This is a genomic window from Isoptericola sp. NPDC055881, from assembly GCF_053615895.1.
The window spans coordinates 1-15,681 of record NZ_JBSHCR010000045.1 but is presented as its reverse complement, the minus strand read 5'-3'; the positions used below and the strand labels follow the sequence as shown (position 1 = coordinate 15,681).

The window sequence follows — 15,681 nt, the reverse complement described above, 5'->3', positions numbered from 1 at the left end:
TCAGCGGTCGTCCTCCCCGTACAGCTCCTGCGAGAGGGACGGGCCGGGGTGCGCGTCGGGACGCGGCGCGAACGGGCCAGGCAGCGGGGGCACGCCGGCGTGCGAGGCGGGCTCCGGGGCCGGGGGCACGGGCTCGTGCCGCACCGGTCGCGACGCGATCGGGTGCGAGGCCGGCTGGTCCGGCGTGGGCTGCTCCGGCACGTACGCGACCTGGGCGAACGGCTCGGGCGCACTGGGCTCGGGGGCAACGGGCTCGGGGGCGAAGGTCTCCGGGGCGTACGCCTCCGGGGCGTACGCCTCCGGGGTGTACACCTCCGGGACGTACGCCTCCGGCGCAGGGGTCGGCGGCGCCGCCGGCGGAGCGAACGACGACGTGATCGGCGGGGCGGGGGCCGGCGGGACGGGCGCCGACGGCACCGGGCCGGACGAGACCGGGCCGGACGAGTCCGGGGCGGGCGGGACGGGCGCGTGCGGCGCGACGTCCGGCGTCACCGTGGCGAAGGGCGCGAACGGCCGGGGTGCGCGGGGATGCTCCGGCTCGGGCGGACCGAACGGGGACCCGCCGAAGGGGTGGTCGTGGGCGGCACGAGCCTCCGCGGGCGGGTCCTCCCGACGCGGCTCGGCGGACGGCTCGGCGTGCGGGTGCGCGACCTCCGGCGCGGGCTGCTGCTCCTCGGTGTACGGGTCGGCATAGGGCTCCGCGTACGGCTCGGAGTACGGCTCGGAGTACGGCTCGCCCGCGGGAGCGACGACCGGCGCGCCGCCCGACGTGCCCTCCGGCGCCTCGGCCGGGTACGCCGCGTCGTCGTGCCCCTGGGGCGCGGACTGCGGCACGGGCGACGACGGCGCCGGGTCGGACCCGACGGACACCTGGCCGGTGCTCTGCGTGGGCCCGGTCAGCCAGTCCAGCGCGAGCCAGCGGATGCCGGCCCGGTCGGGCGCCGTCACCGCGAGCTGGCCGACCGGCCCGCCGCCGCGCCCGCCCAGCAGTGCGTCGGGCGCCACCTCGGCCCACGGGACGAGCACGAACGCGCGCTCCTGGGCGCGGGGGTGCGGCAGCTCCAGGTCGGGGGCGCTCGCCACGAGCGTCCCGTACTGGACGATGTCGACGTCGAGCGTGCGCGGGCCCCAGCGCTCCTCGCGGACACGCCCGTGCAGGGCCTCGACCTGCTGCGTGCTGCGCAGCAGGTCGCGCGGCGAGAGCGTGGTCCGCACGACGAGCACCGCGTTGAGGTAGTCCGGCTGCTCCGGGCCGCCGACGGCGGCGGTGCGGGCCAGCGGCGAGACCTCCATGACCTGGACGCCGGGGAGACGGTCCACGTCGGTCACGGCCTGGCGCAGCGTGACCTGCGCGTCGCCGAGGTTGGCCCCGAGGGCCAGCACGGCCTCGACCGGTTCGGCGGGCGTCGCGTCCAGCGGGTCCGCGGGAGGCGTCGGCGCGACCGGCTCGGCAGCCGTCGCGGCGACGACGGGCGCGGGCGGCACCGGCGCGTGCGGGGGCTCGGGGTGCGCAGGCTCAGGCTGGGGAGGCTCAGGGTGCAGGGGCTCGGGCTGCGAAGGCTCGGGCTGCGAAGATTCCGGGGCGGCCGCCGCGACGGCAGGGGCCTCGGCCGGCTGGGCCGCCGGTGCCGCGGGCACGACCGCCGGGCGTGACCGGTCGCGACGGACCACGACCGCCACGTCGTCGAACGGCACCGGGATGGGCGCCTGCGGCTTGTGCACGCGCACGTCCACGGCCTGCACGGCCGGGTGCGCCAGCACGACGGCGGCGATCCGCTCGGCCACCGTCTCCACGAGGTCGGCCGGGGAGCCCGCGAGGACGTCGTGCACCTCGTGCGCGACGTCGGCGTAGCTCACGGTCTGCGCGAGGTCGTCGGACGACGCGGCGGCGCGGGTGTCCAGGTGCAGCACGACGTCGGCGCTGAAGACCTGGCCGTCGGTGCGCTCGTGCGCGAGCACCCCGTGGTGGCCGGTCGCCGTGACGCCGGCGAGGCGGATCTGGTCGAGCGGCTGTCCGTCCGGTCCTGGAACGGCTGCGGCGAAGGTCACGAGAGGCCCTCCTCATCGGCGGCGGAACGGGGCCCGTCCACGGCTTCGGTGCTGTGTGCCGGTGCGGTCATCCCGGCATCCTCCATGCCACGGGTGGCCGCCGTCCAGGCGTCCGCGACACGGACGGCGTCCGCGCTGGCCCGGGCGGAGTGGACGCGGACCGCCCACGCGCCCGCCGCGGCGGACAGCGCGGAGACGGCCGCGGTGGCGTGGTCCCGCTCGAGCGGCGGTGCGGGCCGGTCGTCCGGCAGGCCTCGCGTCCCCTCCAGCAGGTGGCCCAGGAACCGCTTGCGCGACGCCCCCACGAGGACGGGCCGACCGAGCGAGTGCAGGGCGTCCAGGTGGGACAGGATCGGCCAGTTCAGGACACCGGCCTTGGAGAAGCCGAGGCCCGGGTCGAGCACCACCTGCTCGGCGTCGACGCCCACGGCCAGCAGGGCGTCCATGCGCTGCGCGAGCTCGTCGCGCACCTCGGTCACGACGTCGTCGTACACCTCGAGGCTGTCCATCACGTCCGCGTGGCCGCGCCAGTGCATCGCGACGTACGCCACGCCCGTGTCGGCCACGACGTGACCCATCCGCGGGTCGGCGAGGCCGCCCGAGACGTCGTTGACGATCCGCGCGCCCGCGGCGACGGCGCGCTCCGCGACGGTCGAGCGCGTCGTGTCGACCGACACCACGGCACCGTGCGCCGCGAGCCGCTCGATCACCGGGAGCACGCGGCGCAGCTCCTCGGACTCGTCCACGCGGGCGGCGCCGGGCCGTGTCGACTCGCCGCCGACGTCGAGGATCTCCGCGCCCTCGGCCAGGAGGTCGAGACCGTGCTGCACACCGGCGTCGGGCTCGAACCACTCCCCGCCGTCCGAGAACGAGTCGGGCGTGATGTTCACGACGCCCATGACGAGGCACCGGCCGACGCCGGACAGCTGCGGCAGCCCCGCGACGAGCGCGTCGCGCGGGTGCGCGGCCATCGGCGATGTCACCGCCCCGTGACGAGGCTCATCGCCTCGGCGCGCGTGCTCGCGTTCTGCATGATGCCCCGCACCGCGGACGTCACCGTGCGCGAGCCCGGCTTGCGCACCCCGCGCATCGACATGCACAGGTGCTCGCACTCCACGACCACCAGGACGCCGCGCGGCTCGAGGAGGCGCACCATCGCGTCCGCGACCTGCGTCGTGAGGCGCTCCTGGACCTGCGGCCGGCGCGCGTACACGTCGACGAGGCGCGCCAGCTTCGACAGGCCGGTGATGCGCCCCTCCGTGCTCGGGATGTAGCCCACGTGGGCCACGCCGTGGAACGGCACCAGGTGGTGCTCGCACGTCGAGTACACCTCGATGTCGCGCACCAGCACCATCTCCTCGTGGCCGAGGTCGAAGGTGGTGGTCAGCACGTCCTCCGGCTCCTGGCGCAGGCCGGCGAAGATCTCCTGGTAGGCGCGCGCCACGCGGGCGGGAGTCTCCTTGAGGCCTTCCCGGTCGGGGTCCTCCCCGACCGCCAGCAGCAGCTCGCGGACGGCAGCCTCGGCGCGTGCCGCGTCGTACGGGGGCACGTCCGCGGCCGCGCGCATGCCCAGGTCCGTCACCGGATCGGTCACCGGTGCTCCCCTGCCGCCGGGGGCTCCGTGTCCGTGCCGATACCGGGGCCGGCCTCCTGCAGGTCGCCCTGGCCACCGACCGCGGCGGCCTCGTCCTGCGGCACCACGGACTGCCCGTTGCCGTTGGACGCGGCGCGCTCGGCGTCGGTCATGATCGGGCCGCGCGTGTGCACGGTGCGCTGCTCGCTGGACAGCCACACGTCCCGCGGCTCGCGCTTGACCACGGGCGCGAAGACGTCGGCCAGCTCGGCCTGGTTGAGCGTCTCCTTCTCCAGCAGGCGCAGCACCAGCTCGTCGAGCACGTCGCGGTACTGGGTGAGCACCTCCCACGCCTCGTCGTGCGCGGCCTCGACGAGCTTGCGCACCTCGTGGTCCACGGTGCCGGCGACGGCCTCGGAGTAGTCCCGCTGGTGGCCCATGTCGCGGCCCAGGAACGGCTCGCCCGAGCCGCTGCCGAGCTTGATGGCGCCGACCTTCTCGCTCATGCCGTACTCCGTGACCATCTTGCGCGCGGTCGCGGTGGCCTTCTCGATGTCGTTGCTCGCGCCCGTGGTCGGGTCGTGGAAGACGATCTCCTCGGCCACCCGGCCGCCCATCGCGTAGGCGAGCTGGTCGAGCAGCTCGTTGCGCGTGGTGGAGTACTTGTCCTCCATCGGCATGACCATCGTGTAGCCGAGGGCTCGGCCGCGCGGCAGGATCGTCACCTTTGTGACGGGGTCCGTGTACCGCATCGCCGCCGCGACCAGGGCGTGGCCGCCCTCGTGGTACGCGGTGATCTTCTGCTCCTTGACCTTCATCACGCGGGTGCGCTTCTGCGGCCCGGCGATGACGCGGTCGATCGCCTCGTCCAGCGCGCGGTCGTCGATGAGCTGCGCGCCGCTGCGGGCGGTGAGCAGCGCGGCCTCGTTGAGGACGTTCGCCAGGTCCGCACCGGTGAACCCCGGCGTGCGGCGCGCGACGGCGGCGAGGTCGATCGTGTCGACCATCGGCTTGCCCTGCGCGTGCACGTGGAGGATGTGCTCGCGGCCCTTGAGGTCGGGCGCCTCGACGGCCACCTGCCGGTCGAAGCGGCCCGGACGCAGCAGCGCCGGGTCGAGGATGTCGGGACGGTTGGTCGCCGCGATGAGGATGACGTTCGTCTTGACGTCGAAGCCGTCCATCTCGACGAGCATCTGGTTCAGCGTCTGCTCGCGCTCGTCGTGGCCGCCGCCCATGCCGGCGCCGCGGTGGCGGCCGACGGCGTCGATCTCGTCGACGAAGATGATCGCGGGAGCGTTGTTCTTGGCCTGCTCGAACAGGTCACGCACGCGGGACGCGCCGACGCCGACGAACATCTCGACGAAGTCCGAGCCGGAGATCGAGTAGAACGGCACCCCGGCCTCGCCGGCGACGGCGCGGGCCAGCAGGGTCTTGCCGGTGCCGGGCGGGCCGTACAGCAGCACGCCCTTGGGGATCTTGGCGCCCACGGCCTGGAACTTGGCCGGGTCCTCGAGGAACTCCTTGATCTCCTGGAGCTCCTCGACCGCCTCGTCCACGCCGGCGACGTCCGCGAACGTCACCTGCGGCATGTCCTTGCTGATCAGCTTGGCCTTGGACTTGCCGAAGCCCATGACCCCGTTGCGCCCGCCGCCCTGCATCCGCGACAGGATGAACCAGAACACCACGCCGATGATGAGGAACGGGATGAGGAAGCCCAGCATCGAGCTCCAGAAGCTCGGCTGCGGCACCTGGGAGTCGAAGCCGTCCTTGAGGTCGGCCGACCTCACCGCCGTCGCCACCTCGTCGCCCTGCGGCTGGACGTAGAAGAACTCGACCTTGGTGCCGTGGTCCTGCTCGTCGTCCGTCCCGGCGTCGGTGACGTACTTCGTGCTCAGCTCGAGCTCGACCCGTTGCTCACCGTCGACGACGAGGGCGTGGTCGACGGTGTCGCCGGAGAGCAGCTCGAGACCCTGTGAGGTCTCGATCCGCGACACCCGGTCGGTGCTGAACGCGCTGAAGGCCAGCGAGACGAGCACGAGGCCGACCACGATCCAGATGATCGGGCCGCTCAGGATCTTCTTGATGTTCATCGGCGACGGGGTCGGTGCCCCGCTTCCCTTCCGTCGGGCAACGTGTGGTTCACGACGCTACACGCCGAGTGTGGACGAACCGTGGGTGTTCGCCCAGGGCGCGACGGCGCCCGTCAGCTGTAGACGTGCGGCGCGAGCGTGCCGACGAACGGCAGGTTGCGGTACTTCTCGGCGTAGTCGAGGCCGTAGCCCACGACGAACTCGTTGGGGATGTCGAAGCCCACGTAGCGCACGTCCACGTCGACCTTCGCCGCGTCGGGCTTGCGCAGCATCGCCGCGATCTCCACCGACTGCGGGCCGCGCGAACGCAGGTTCGCGACCAGCCAGGAGAGCGTGAGACCGGAGTCGATCACGTCCTCCACGATGAGCACGTTGCGGCCCGTGAGGTCGGCGTCGAGGTCCTTGAGGATGCGCACGACGCCGGACGACTTGGTGCCCGACCCGTACGAGGAGACCGCCATCCAGTCCATGTGCACCGGGTGGTGCAGCCGCCGCGCGAGGTCCGCCATCACCATGACCGCCCCCTTGAGCACACCGACCAGGAGCAGGTCCTTGCCTGCGTAGTCGGCGTCGATCTGCCCGGCGATCTCGTCGAGCTTGGAGCTGATCTGCTCCTCGGTGAGCAAGATGTTGGCGAGGTCGCCAGAGACGTCCGACTGGTCCACGGTCACTCCTGGAGGGAACGGGTTGGGGCTGGGGGTCGCACCGTCCGGGCCGGATCGGGCCCGGCGGGTCGCAGGTAGAGCCTGCCACACGCCCGGAGCGCGCGAGCGTCGCCCGGCAGGTGGACGGCACCCTGCCCACGCCACGAGACGACGAGCGCGTCGAGCGCGTCCACGTGGCGCGCCGTCGTCGCCCCCGGGGGGCACCCGACCGCGAGGGCGGCCGCTCGCAGCGCACGCCTCCGCAGGGCGGCCGGCGCCGTGGCGAGCGTCCCGGCGTCGAGCACGACGTCGCCGGCGGACGGCCCGTCCGGCGGGTCGCCCCCGGTCGCTCCTGCCGTGGCGAGCAGGTCGGCGGCCAGGGCGTCGAGCGCGTCCGCGTCGTCGCGCAGCTGGTCGGCGGTGCGCGCGAGCGCCGGGACGACGCCGGGCCCCAGCGCGGCCTCCAGCGCGGGGACGACGGCGCCGCGCACCCGGGTGCGGGCGGGCACCGCCGCGTCGACGGCGTCGTCGCCCCCCGCCCCGGCGACCGGGAGCAGGTTGGTCGGGTCCGTCCAGAACTCCACGCCGACGGTGGCGCACACCGCCTCGGTCTGCGCGCGCCGCAGGCCGAGGAACGGTCGCACGTAGCGCCCGCGGCGCCGCGGCATGCCCGCCAGCGACCGCGCCCCGCTGCCCCGGGCCAGCCCGAGCAGCACGGACTCCGCCTGGTCGTCCTGGGTGTGGCCGAGGAGGACGGCGACGGCGCCCGTCTCGGCCGCCGCGGCGTCGAGCGCGGCGTAGCGGGCGGCGCGGGCCGCGGCCTCCGGGCCGCCGGCACCGGGGGCGTCGTCCACCTGCACGCGCCGCACGAGCACCGGGTCGAGCCCGAGCGCGCGGCAGCGGTCGGCCGCCGTCTGCGCGACGACGTCGGAACCCGGCTGCATCCCGTGGTCCACGACCACGGCCCCGGCCCGCACCGCGTCGCCGGTCGCGCGCACGGACCGTCCCACGCGCCGCGCCTCGGTCGCGGTCACCGCCGCCAGCGCGAGGCTGTCGGCGCCGCCGGAGCACGCGACGAGCACGAGCCCGTCAGGGCCCAGGACGTCGTCGCCCGGCACGTCGGCGCCGCGCCCGCCGCTGTGCGCGAGCGCGCCGAGCTCGGCACGCACCGCCGCGCGGGCCGCCGCGAGCGCCGGGTCGACGCGGGCCACTCGTCCCCTGCCCAGGGCTCAGCCGTGCACGCGGCGCACCCAGGCGCGCGGGTCGGCGATCTCGCGGGCGGACGGCAGGTGCGCGGGCTCGGACCAGACGGCGTTGAGCCCGTCGCGGCCGACCCGTTCCTCGACGTCGCGCACGAACGCGGCGCCGTCCCGGTACTGGGCGAGCTTGGCGTCCATGCCGAGCACGCGGCGCAGCACGACGTCCAGCGCGGGGGCGCCCTCGCCGTCGCGCCGCTTCTCGAAACGGGCACGGATGGTGCGCACGGACCGGACGACGCGCGGCCCGACGGCGTCCATCATCACGTCGGCGTGACCCTCCAGCAGGGCCATCACCGCGGTGATCTCCTGCAGCTCGCGCTGCTGGTCCGGGGCGAGGATGCCGTCGAGCGGGGTGACGAGCTCCCCGCGCAGGGCGCGCAGCAGGGTGCGGCCGACGACCGCGACCTTCTCCCGCAGCGGGGCGCGCGCCATCGCGACGGACGTCCGGGTGACGCCGCTCATCAGGTCGCCCACCCGCCCCACCAGGTGGTCGGCGAGCCAGGGGGCGGTGGCGAACTGCAGGGCGTGGGTCTGCTCGTGCAGGCACACCCACAGGCGGAAGTCGCGGGGCCGCAGGCTGAGCGCCTGCTCGACCTGCAGCACGTTGGGCGCCACGAGGAGCAGCCGGCCGCGCCCGTCGGGCCCGGGAGCGCCGTACGGGTCGAACTGGCCGAGCACCCGCCCGGACAGCAGCGCGAGCAGTCCCCCGACCTCGGCGGCGCCCGCCAGCCGGGCGGCGCCGGAGGGCAGCGGCACGTCGGCCGCGACCACGGCCATCACCGGGTCGGTCATCGCGCGCATCGACTGCGCGTTCGCGCGGGTCCAGCCCGCGCGGTCCACGACGAGGACCTCGCCCAGGCCGCCGTCGGGCAGGAGGGGGGCGGCGGGCGTCATGCGCGTGACGTCGAGGACGTGCCCGACGGCGTCGCCCGCGGCGGTGCGCAGCCCGGCGACGAGCGCGTCGAGCTCGTCGCGCGGGGCGGCGGCGCCCGGGCGCGCCACCCGGGCCGCGATCTGCGCCGCCGTCGTCCAGTCCAGCAGGGGCTCGGCGGCGGGCACTGGCGTGGTCACGGGACCACGGTAGCCGGGTGCGGCACGCCTCCACGGCGTCTCGCCCTAGGAGCGTCCTCCTCCGCCGCGCTGGAAGACGGACCTGGCGCCGAGCAGCGCCAGCGCGGCGATCCCGACTCCCCCGCCGGGACGCCGTCGCACCGCCGCTCGATGGAGAAGATCCTGCCAAGGCGTCCCGCGGCGCGGGCGTGAACTGCGAAGACCGCACGACACTTTCGGGGAACGGGGTCGGTCGCTACCATCCGGAGCCGAGCAGACCGCACTCGTGGTTACCGCGCCGAACGGCAGCCGCAGTCCGCGAGGTCGCCGGCGAAGCCGTCGAAGATCACCCTGGCGCCGTAGGTGCCGCCGTCGGGCACCTTGTCGGCGACGGTGACGAAGACGAGCATCCGGTCGTCGGTGGTCACGACGGTGCCTGCCAGCGCGGTGACGTTCGGCAGGCTGCCGGTCTTGCCGGTGACGTAGCCGCGGCCCGGGTTCCCCTTCGGGTAGCGGTCGTGCAAGGTGCCGCTGAGCCCGGCCACCGCGAGGCCGTCGGCGACGTCGCGCAGCTCGGGGCGGTCCGGGTCGACGGCGAGCCGCAGCGTGGCCGCGAGCTGGCGCGGGGTGACCTGCGAGCCGCGGGCCAGCCCGGACAGGTCGTGCAGGACGGCGCCGTCCATGTCGATGCCGAGGTCCTCGACGGTCGCGGTCACGGCCCGCACGCCGTCCGCCCCGGTGCCGGGCAGTCCGGCGTCGATCGCGACGATGCGGCCCACGACCTCCGTGATCGCGTTGTCGGACCGGCGCAGCATGTCGCCGACCACGTCGCGCAGCGGCGCCGACTCGACGCGACCGATCTCGCGCGCGGACGACGGCGCCCGGTCGCGGGTCACGTCACCGCGGACCGTCACGCCGCGCTTCTCGAGCGCCTTCGCGAACGTGGTCGCGGCCGCCATCGCCGGGTCCTTCTCCCGCGGGGCGTACTCGTCGTCGGTCGTCCGGGCGACGTCGACGGCGAGCGCCGCGACGGGGGCCGTGTACCCGAGGGTCACGTCCTCGGCCGGCACCTTCGCGGGCACCGCCGGTCCGGTGAAGAGCGTGTCGTCGAGGCTGAGGGTGACGTCCTTGCCGGTGAGCCGCACCTGCGCGGCCACCTGGGCCGCGAGGTCCCCCAGGCCGGCGCGGCCGTTCACCTCGTCGGGATCCCCGGCCCCGGCGGCCAGCATCATGTCGCCGCCGCCCACGAGGACGAGGTGGGAGTCGCCGTCGAGCACGACGCGCGTGGGGAGCGTCGTGTCCCCGCCCGGGCCCTCGAGCGCGGCGACGGCCGTGAACAGCTTCTGCGTGGAGGCCGGCACCATCAGCCGGTCCGGCGCGGCGGAGCCGAGCGTCTGCCCGGTGGCGGCGTCGGTGACGAGGACGCCGACCCGCTTGCCCAGCCGGTCGTCCTTCGCCAGCTCCTTCACCAGCCGGCCGACGGCGGCCGCGGTGGGCTCGGGCGCGTCGTCCGGCAGGTCGGGCAGCGCGCGCTCGGGCGCGGGGCCTTCGGTCGCACCGGGTGCCGTCGGGAACGGGGCCGCCGGGGCGGGCGGCGGGGCGGTGGTGAGCAGGCCCGGCACGACGTCGTAGGCGTCCGCCACGAGGTACCCGCCGAAGAGCACGACCACGGTCGTGACGGTGGCGCCGACGCTGGCCCGCCACCCCATGTCGTCCTCCCGAGTCCGTGAGCATCGTCACAGACCGGATCCCGTGCCGCGCTCGGTGGGTATCTTCCCACGTCCCCACCCCGAACGCGGCCGCCGCACCGGGCCGGGCGCGAGCACCCGCGCATGGCACACTTTGACAGGGCGTCCGCACCGAGCATGGCCCGACCGAGCATGTCCGAGCATGGAGGAACAGTGGAGTTCGACGTCACGATCGAGATCCCGAAGGGCCAGCGCAACAAGTACGAGGTCGACCACGAGACCGGTCGCATCCGCCTCGACCGCATGCTCTTCACCTCGACGCGCTACCCGGACGACTACGGGTTCATCGAGGGCACCCTCGGCGAGGACGGCGACCCGCTGGACGCGCTCGTGCTGCTGGAGGAGCCGACGTTCCCCGGCTGCCTGATCCGCTGCCGCGCGCTCGGCATGTTCCGCATGCGCGACGAGGCGGGCGGCGACGACAAGGTGCTCTGCGTGCCCCTGGGCGACCAGCGCGCCGCCTGGCGCCAGGACATCGACGACGTCTCCGACTTCCACCGCCTGGAGATCCAGCACTTCTTCGAGGTCTACAAGGACCTGGAGCCCGGCAAGTCCGTCGAGGGGGCCCACTGGGTGGGCCGCGCCGACGCCGAGGCCGAGATCGAGCGCTCGTTCCAGCGCGCCAAGGACACCGGCTACTACGACGGCCACTGACGTCCGCACGTCGACGGCGCCGCCCCCCGGCCGGGGGTGCGGCGCCGTCGGCGTCTTCCGGGACGGTCGCGTCAGGGCGCGAGCGACCACCCGTAGCGGGCGCCGGGCGCGGCGCCGAGGTCGAGCCGGACGACCGCTCCCTCGGCCAGCAGGCCGGTGAGCACCGCCCCGGTGCCGCCGTCCTCCCCCGGGACACCGACGTCCGGCGCGCGGCCCGGACGGACCCACGGGTCCGGGCCGAGCACCGCCCCCATGCGGTCGCCGGCCTCCGCCCGGCCCGGCACCGCGGGCGAGTCCTGCGACCACCCCTGACCGGTGCCGAGCGCCTGGACCATCCCGGCGTCACGCACCGGGCCGACGTCCTCCGCCGGCGTCCCGACCACGACCCGCCACGCCCCCCGCAGGTACGCGGAGGAGACGGCGCTGCCGAACCGGTCGCCGTCCTCGGCGGTGCCCGCCGCCCCTGCCGAGTCCTGGTGCCGGGCCCGGAAGTCCAGCAGCGGCTGCGTCAGGCCGGGGTGCACCCGGCCGATCGAGACCATGCCCGCGTCCACGTCCGCCCCCAGGTCCTCACCGGGAGCCCCGACCGCGAGGTCGACCACCAGGGGGTCACCCGGGACGGGGAACAGGTGCACCGCCGCGCCGAAGCGGTCCCCCGCCTCGGCCTCCCCCGCCACCTGAGCGAGGCCCTGGTGCAGCAGGGCGGGCGGGTGCTGGGTGCCGGGCTCCGGCGGCAGCCCGCCCGGGTCGCCCGGCGGGGCGAACCACAGCACGACCCCGCCGGCGGCCGCCCTGCCCGCCACCCGCAGGCCCGGCGCTCCCGCAGCCATCACCTGACCGCGCACGCTCAGCGACGAGCCCAGCGCCGCCCCGGCTGCCGCGGTGCCGCGCACCCCCAGGGCGGCGAGGTCGACGACCTCCCCGCCACGGGTGGTGGTGTCGGTCGCGCCGACGACGAACGACGTCACCCGGCCCGCGTCCGGAGCGCTCGTGGCGTCGTGCCCGGGCGAACCCACCCACAGCAGCTGCGGCTTCGGGTCGATCGTCTCCTCCGGGTACGAGGCCGACGCGAGCGCGGCCCCGAACCGTGCGCCCGCCTGCGGCGTGCCCAGCACGCTCTCCGAGTCGGCCGTGACCCGCTCGCGGAGCTCGAACGCGCCGAGCGCGGAGTCGTACGCGTACAGGTAGGCCGCCCCCGCGCGCGGCATCCCGGACACGGTCTCCTCCGGGCTGCCCACGACGAGCTGGGTGCAGAACCGGTCGTCGCCCTCCTGCTCGTACGAGCGCAGCTGCGTCACCGCCGTGCCGAAGCCGACCGGCCCGCGCAGCACGACCGTGCGCGGCTCGCCGTCGCCCGTGAGGCGGACCTCGACGGTGCCCGGGCGACCCGTCCCGCCGGGGGCGCCGACGACGGCGTCGGGCACCCGGTCGCCGTCGAAGTCGTGGCTGGGGCCGAGGCACTCCGGCTCGGCGACGGCGGCGGGCGCGACGACCGCTCCCGCTCCCACGCCCACGGTGACGAGGGCCGCGCAGGCGAGCACGGCGCGCGCGGGTCGGCCACGGCGACGGCGCGCCCGGGCGGTCACGGACCCTGATCGAAGCCGGACGTCGTCGCGCATCGTGCCCTCCCCCGGGCGCCGACCGGCGTGCCGTCGCGCAGGTCGTCCACTCGACGCTACGCCCGCGCCTCGCCGGGCCGGAAGGCCTCGGCCGGGTGAGCGCGCGCCCGCGACCGACACCGCACGTCAGTAGCGGACGATCGTGACCTCCGGCGACACCACGGTGGCCACGTGCGCCGCGTCGGACGGCACGTAGCGGAACCGCAGGTAGACCTTCCCCGGCTTCCCGTCCGCAGTCCTGAGGTACTTGGCCGGCACCTTGACCCGCTGCACGCCCTGCTCGCTGGTCTGCAGCGCCCAGTCCGTCGCCCAGCGCGTCCGCCAGCCCCAGACGTCCGCCCGCGGGCTGCGTGTCTCCAGCACGAGACGTCCGCGCTCCGGCATCCCCGCCGTGCTCACCCGCACCGTGCCCGGCTCGTCCCTGCCGAGGTCAGCCTTCACCCGGTACCACCGGTGGTCCATCGACAGGCGCACGCTCGGCCTCGCCTTCGCCACGACGACGCGCACCCCCGTCCAGCTCGTGTCGTACCGGGTGGACGTGGGCGTAAAGCTGGCCTCCAGACTGTGCCTTCCCGGGGCCAGGGCGGTGCTCCCCACCAGGAGGGAGCCCTTGCCGTCCACGACCCGCGCGGTGCCCAGCACCCGAGTGCCCCGGGAGAACGTGACCTTCCCGTCGAGCCGCGCGCCCGTCTCCGACGTCACCAAGAAGCGGACCCGCCGGGCCGTCCCGTACCGCCACTCGGTACGCTGGCCGGTCTCGATCTGGACCCACGACTGGAAGCGCGGCTTGACGTTCACGATCTTCGGGACGATCGGCGCGGCGTAGAACGAGCTGCGCAGCTCGACGAAGACCTTCGGGTCGGGCTTGGACAGGTTGAGCACGTCGCCCGGGTCGAACGCGACGGTCGCGACGCCGTCGACCAGCTCGGCCGTGCGTCCCGGCGACCAGTCGTCGCTGATGTGGTTGCGGACCTCGATGGTCCCGGTGACCGGCCCGAGGTCGGAGACCGCCCGGACGACGACCTTGGCCTGCCACCCGAGACGCCACGTCGACGAGGTCTGCACCGTCAGGGTGGCCGGCCGCTTCTGGACGTTCGCGCCGACGAACCAGGTGCTCAGGACCGTTCCGCCCGCCGCGTCGCGCAGGACCATCCGGTAGACGCGGCCGGGAGTCATGCCGGTGCCAGGGACTGCGACCGTCGCGACGCCGCCGGTCAGGGCGGCCGCGCCGAGCGCCCTGCCGACCTCGTCGTCCAGCTCGGCCCAGCCGTTCTGTGGCAGGTCGGTTCCCGTGAGGTCGACCTTGACGTCAGCCGGGTCCCCGTAGACGCGCGGCTCCGGGACGACGGGCCTGGCAGGGACGTCCACCCGGAGGACGGCGGACGCCACGGACAGCGGCGTCGACACCCCTCTCTGGAAGTGAGCGACCTCCAGACGGTGCTCTCCCGCCTTCATCGTCACCGTCGCCGTGGAGGTGAACGTGATGTGCCCGCGGCCGTCCACCAGCGACGTCGGGTCGCTGACCTGGTAGCCGTCCAGCGTGGTGCGGACCACTCCTTCGGCGGGCATCCCGTCGTGCAGGACGGTCACGTCGAGGCTCACGACCTCACCGAGCCACCAGCGCTCGCGCGGCAGCGTGATCGTCGTGGAGGACTCCGCCTCGTCGGCCAGCGCGACCGTGGGGACGCCCATGCCCGCCACGACCACCCCCAGCGCGACCAGCCACGTCGTGACGACCGCGACGACCCGACCCCGTGCACGACGCATGCGCAGCCCGTTCTCTTGATGGTGGCTGGAAACTACCGCAACGGTGCGTGCAGGGTCGAGGAACGTCGGGGGAACGCCGTCCGGGCGTCGTCCCGTGCGGTCGCGGTCTACGGTGGGCGCATGCGTGCAGCCGTCATCCACGGGACCCGCGACGTCCGCGTCGAGGACCGTCCGGACCCGAAGATCCTCACCCCCGGCGACGCGGTGGTCCGCGTCGTCGCCGCCTGCGTGTGCGGCTCCGACCTGTGGCCGTACCGCGGCGTGTCCGCCGTCAAGAAGCCTCGCCCCATCGGGCACGAGCTGGTGGGCGTCGTCGAGGAGCTGGGCGCCGACGTGACGTCCGCCCAGGTCGGCGACTTCGTCATCCTGCCCTTTACCATGAGCTGTGGCGAGTGCCAGTCGTGCCGCGCGGGCTACCCCGCGGCGTGCGACGTCGTCACCGGCTTCGGCTCCACCGACCGCTGGGGCCACCCGGTCGACGGCGCCCAGGGCGAGCGCGTGCGGATCCCGCTCGCGCAGCACTCCCTGTTCCCGGTCGGCCGCCCGGAGGCAGAGCTCGAGGCCGCCGGCCTCGTGCCGCACCTGCTCACCCTCGCGGACGTCATGTCCACCGGGTACCACGCCGCGTTCGCCGCGGGCGTCTCGGCGGGCGACACCGTCGTCGTCGTCGGGGACGGCGCCGTCGGGCTGTCCGGTGTCATCGGCGCCCGCCTGCTCGGCGCGGAGCGCGTCATCGCCATGAGCCGGCACGACGACCGCGCGGCGCTCGCCCGCGAGTTCGGCGCCACCGACGTCGTCGCCGAGCGCGGCGAGGAGGGCCTGACGGCCGTGCGCGACCTGCTCGGCGGAGACCTCCCCGACGCCGCCCTGGAGTGCGTCGGCACCGAGCAGTCGATGGACACGGCCCTGAGCATCGTGCGCGGCGGCGGGCGCGTCGGGTTCGTCGGCGTGCCGCACGGGCCCGACCTCAGCGTGCGGCGCCTGTTCGACCGCAACATCACCATCGGCGGCGGGATGGCTTCCGCCCGGCGCTACATGGAGACGCTGCTGCCCGACGTCCTGGCCGGCACGATCGTGCCCGGCAAGGTGTTCGACCTGGAGCTGCCGCTGGCCGACGCCGCCGAGGCCTACGCGGCCATGGACGAGCGTCGCGCCACCAAGGTGCTGCTGCGCCCCTGACCCGCCATCGTTGTGGGTACGGAAACGGCGAGAATTCGGTCCCGAATTC

The 15,681-nt window shown here is 75.0% G+C and carries 12 protein-coding genes; 2 read left to right on the top strand and 10 right to left on the bottom strand.

What is annotated here, in order from left to right; translation table 11 throughout:
* The 8 genes from folK to dacB form a co-directional block, all read right to left on the bottom strand.
* Entirely contained in the window at positions 1–2,049 is a 2,049-nt protein-coding gene (gene folK, locus ACWGKI_RS14085) for a 2-amino-4-hydroxy-6-hydroxymethyldihydropteridine diphosphokinase (protein WP_452187802.1), read from the bottom strand.
* Positions 2,046–3,020, bottom strand: a complete 975-nt coding sequence (gene folP / locus ACWGKI_RS14080; RefSeq protein ID WP_452187828.1) for a dihydropteroate synthase — start codon at positions 3,018–3,020, stop codon at positions 2,046–2,048. Before folP ends, folK begins: the two co-directional genes overlap by 4 nt.
* Positions 3,021–3,028: 8 nt before the next feature.
* Complete coding sequence (gene folE, locus ACWGKI_RS14075; protein ID WP_380243195.1) at positions 3,029–3,616, bottom strand: GTP cyclohydrolase I FolE; 588 nt, start codon at positions 3,614–3,616, stop codon at positions 3,029–3,031.
* A 23-nt stretch (positions 3,617–3,639) separates the two neighbouring features.
* Complete coding sequence (ftsH, locus tag ACWGKI_RS14070) at positions 3,640–5,712, bottom strand: ATP-dependent zinc metalloprotease FtsH (RefSeq protein WP_380243187.1); 2,073 nt, start codon at positions 5,710–5,712, stop codon at positions 3,640–3,642.
* A 113-nt stretch (positions 5,713–5,825) separates the two neighbouring features.
* Complete coding sequence (hpt, locus tag ACWGKI_RS14065) at positions 5,826–6,377, bottom strand: hypoxanthine phosphoribosyltransferase (RefSeq protein WP_380243188.1); 552 nt, start codon at positions 6,375–6,377, stop codon at positions 5,826–5,828.
* Positions 6,378–6,379: 2 nt separating this feature from the next.
* Positions 6,380–7,567 (bottom strand): tRNA lysidine(34) synthetase TilS, encoded by a 1,188-nt coding sequence (tilS, locus tag ACWGKI_RS14060; protein ID WP_452187799.1) that lies wholly within the window; start codon positions 7,565–7,567, stop codon positions 6,380–6,382.
* Positions 7,568–7,585: 18 nt separating this feature from the next.
* On the bottom strand, positions 7,586–8,686 hold the full coding sequence (locus ACWGKI_RS14055) for a zinc-dependent metalloprotease (protein ID WP_452187797.1): 1,101 nt from the start codon (positions 8,684–8,686) through the stop codon (positions 7,586–7,588).
* Positions 8,687–8,955: 269 nt separating this feature from the next.
* Positions 8,956–10,374 (bottom strand): D-alanyl-D-alanine carboxypeptidase/D-alanyl-D-alanine endopeptidase, encoded by a 1,419-nt coding sequence (dacB, locus tag ACWGKI_RS14050; RefSeq protein WP_452187795.1) that lies wholly within the window; start codon positions 10,372–10,374, stop codon positions 8,956–8,958.
* Between the two features lie 192 nt (positions 10,375–10,566).
* On the opposite strand from dacB, the gene ACWGKI_RS14045 reads away from it, so the two are divergent.
* The gene (locus tag ACWGKI_RS14045) at positions 10,567–11,067 is read left to right on the top strand and encodes an inorganic diphosphatase (RefSeq protein WP_416344998.1); all 501 of its coding nucleotides are present in this window, start codon (positions 10,567–10,569) and stop codon (positions 11,065–11,067) included.
* A 71-nt stretch (positions 11,068–11,138) separates the two neighbouring features.
* On the opposite strand, the gene ACWGKI_RS14040 is transcribed toward ACWGKI_RS14045, so the two are convergent.
* Positions 11,139–12,686 carry a hypothetical protein gene (locus ACWGKI_RS14040; protein ID WP_452187793.1) on the bottom strand — a complete coding sequence of 516 codons (1,548 nt, stop codon included), beginning with the start codon at positions 12,684–12,686 and terminating at the stop codon, positions 11,139–11,141.
* A 126-nt stretch (positions 12,687–12,812) separates the two neighbouring features.
* Positions 12,813–14,453 carry an Ig-like domain-containing protein gene (locus tag ACWGKI_RS14035; protein WP_452187791.1) on the bottom strand — a complete coding sequence of 547 codons (1,641 nt, stop codon included), beginning with the start codon at positions 14,451–14,453 and terminating at the stop codon, positions 12,813–12,815.
* Between the two features lie 120 nt (positions 14,454–14,573).
* Here ACWGKI_RS14035 and ACWGKI_RS14030 point away from each other — a divergent pair, with 120 nt between their 5' ends.
* Positions 14,574–15,632 carry a zinc-binding dehydrogenase gene (locus tag ACWGKI_RS14030; RefSeq protein WP_452187789.1) on the top strand — a complete coding sequence of 353 codons (1,059 nt, stop codon included), beginning with the start codon at positions 14,574–14,576 and terminating at the stop codon, positions 15,630–15,632.
* The last annotated feature ends 49 nt before the right edge of the window (positions 15,633–15,681 follow it).

Bases quoted from the DNA above. Each gene is read 5' to 3' on its own strand.
- folP (WP_452187828.1), bottom strand. From the start codon at position 3,020: ATGGCCGCGCACCCGCGCGACGCGCTCGTCGCGGGGCTGCCGCAGCTG.
- folE (WP_380243195.1), bottom strand. From the start codon at position 3,616: ATGCGCGCGGCCGCGGACGTGCCCCCGTACGACGCGGCACGCGCCGAG.
- ftsH (WP_380243187.1), bottom strand. From the start codon at position 5,712: ATGAACATCAAGAAGATCCTGAGCGGCCCGATCATCTGGATCGTGGTC.
- dacB (WP_452187795.1), bottom strand. From the start codon at position 10,374: ATGGGGTGGCGGGCCAGCGTCGGCGCCACCGTCACGACCGTGGTCGTG.
- ACWGKI_RS14040 (WP_452187793.1), bottom strand. From the start codon at position 12,686: ATGCGCGACGACGTCCGGCTTCGATCAGGGTCCGTGACCGCCCGGGCG.
- ACWGKI_RS14035 (WP_452187791.1), bottom strand. From the start codon at position 14,453: ATGCGTCGTGCACGGGGTCGGGTCGTCGCGGTCGTCACGACGTGGCTG.
- ACWGKI_RS14030 (WP_452187789.1), top strand. From the start codon at position 14,574: ATGCGTGCAGCCGTCATCCACGGGACCCGCGACGTCCGCGTCGAGGAC.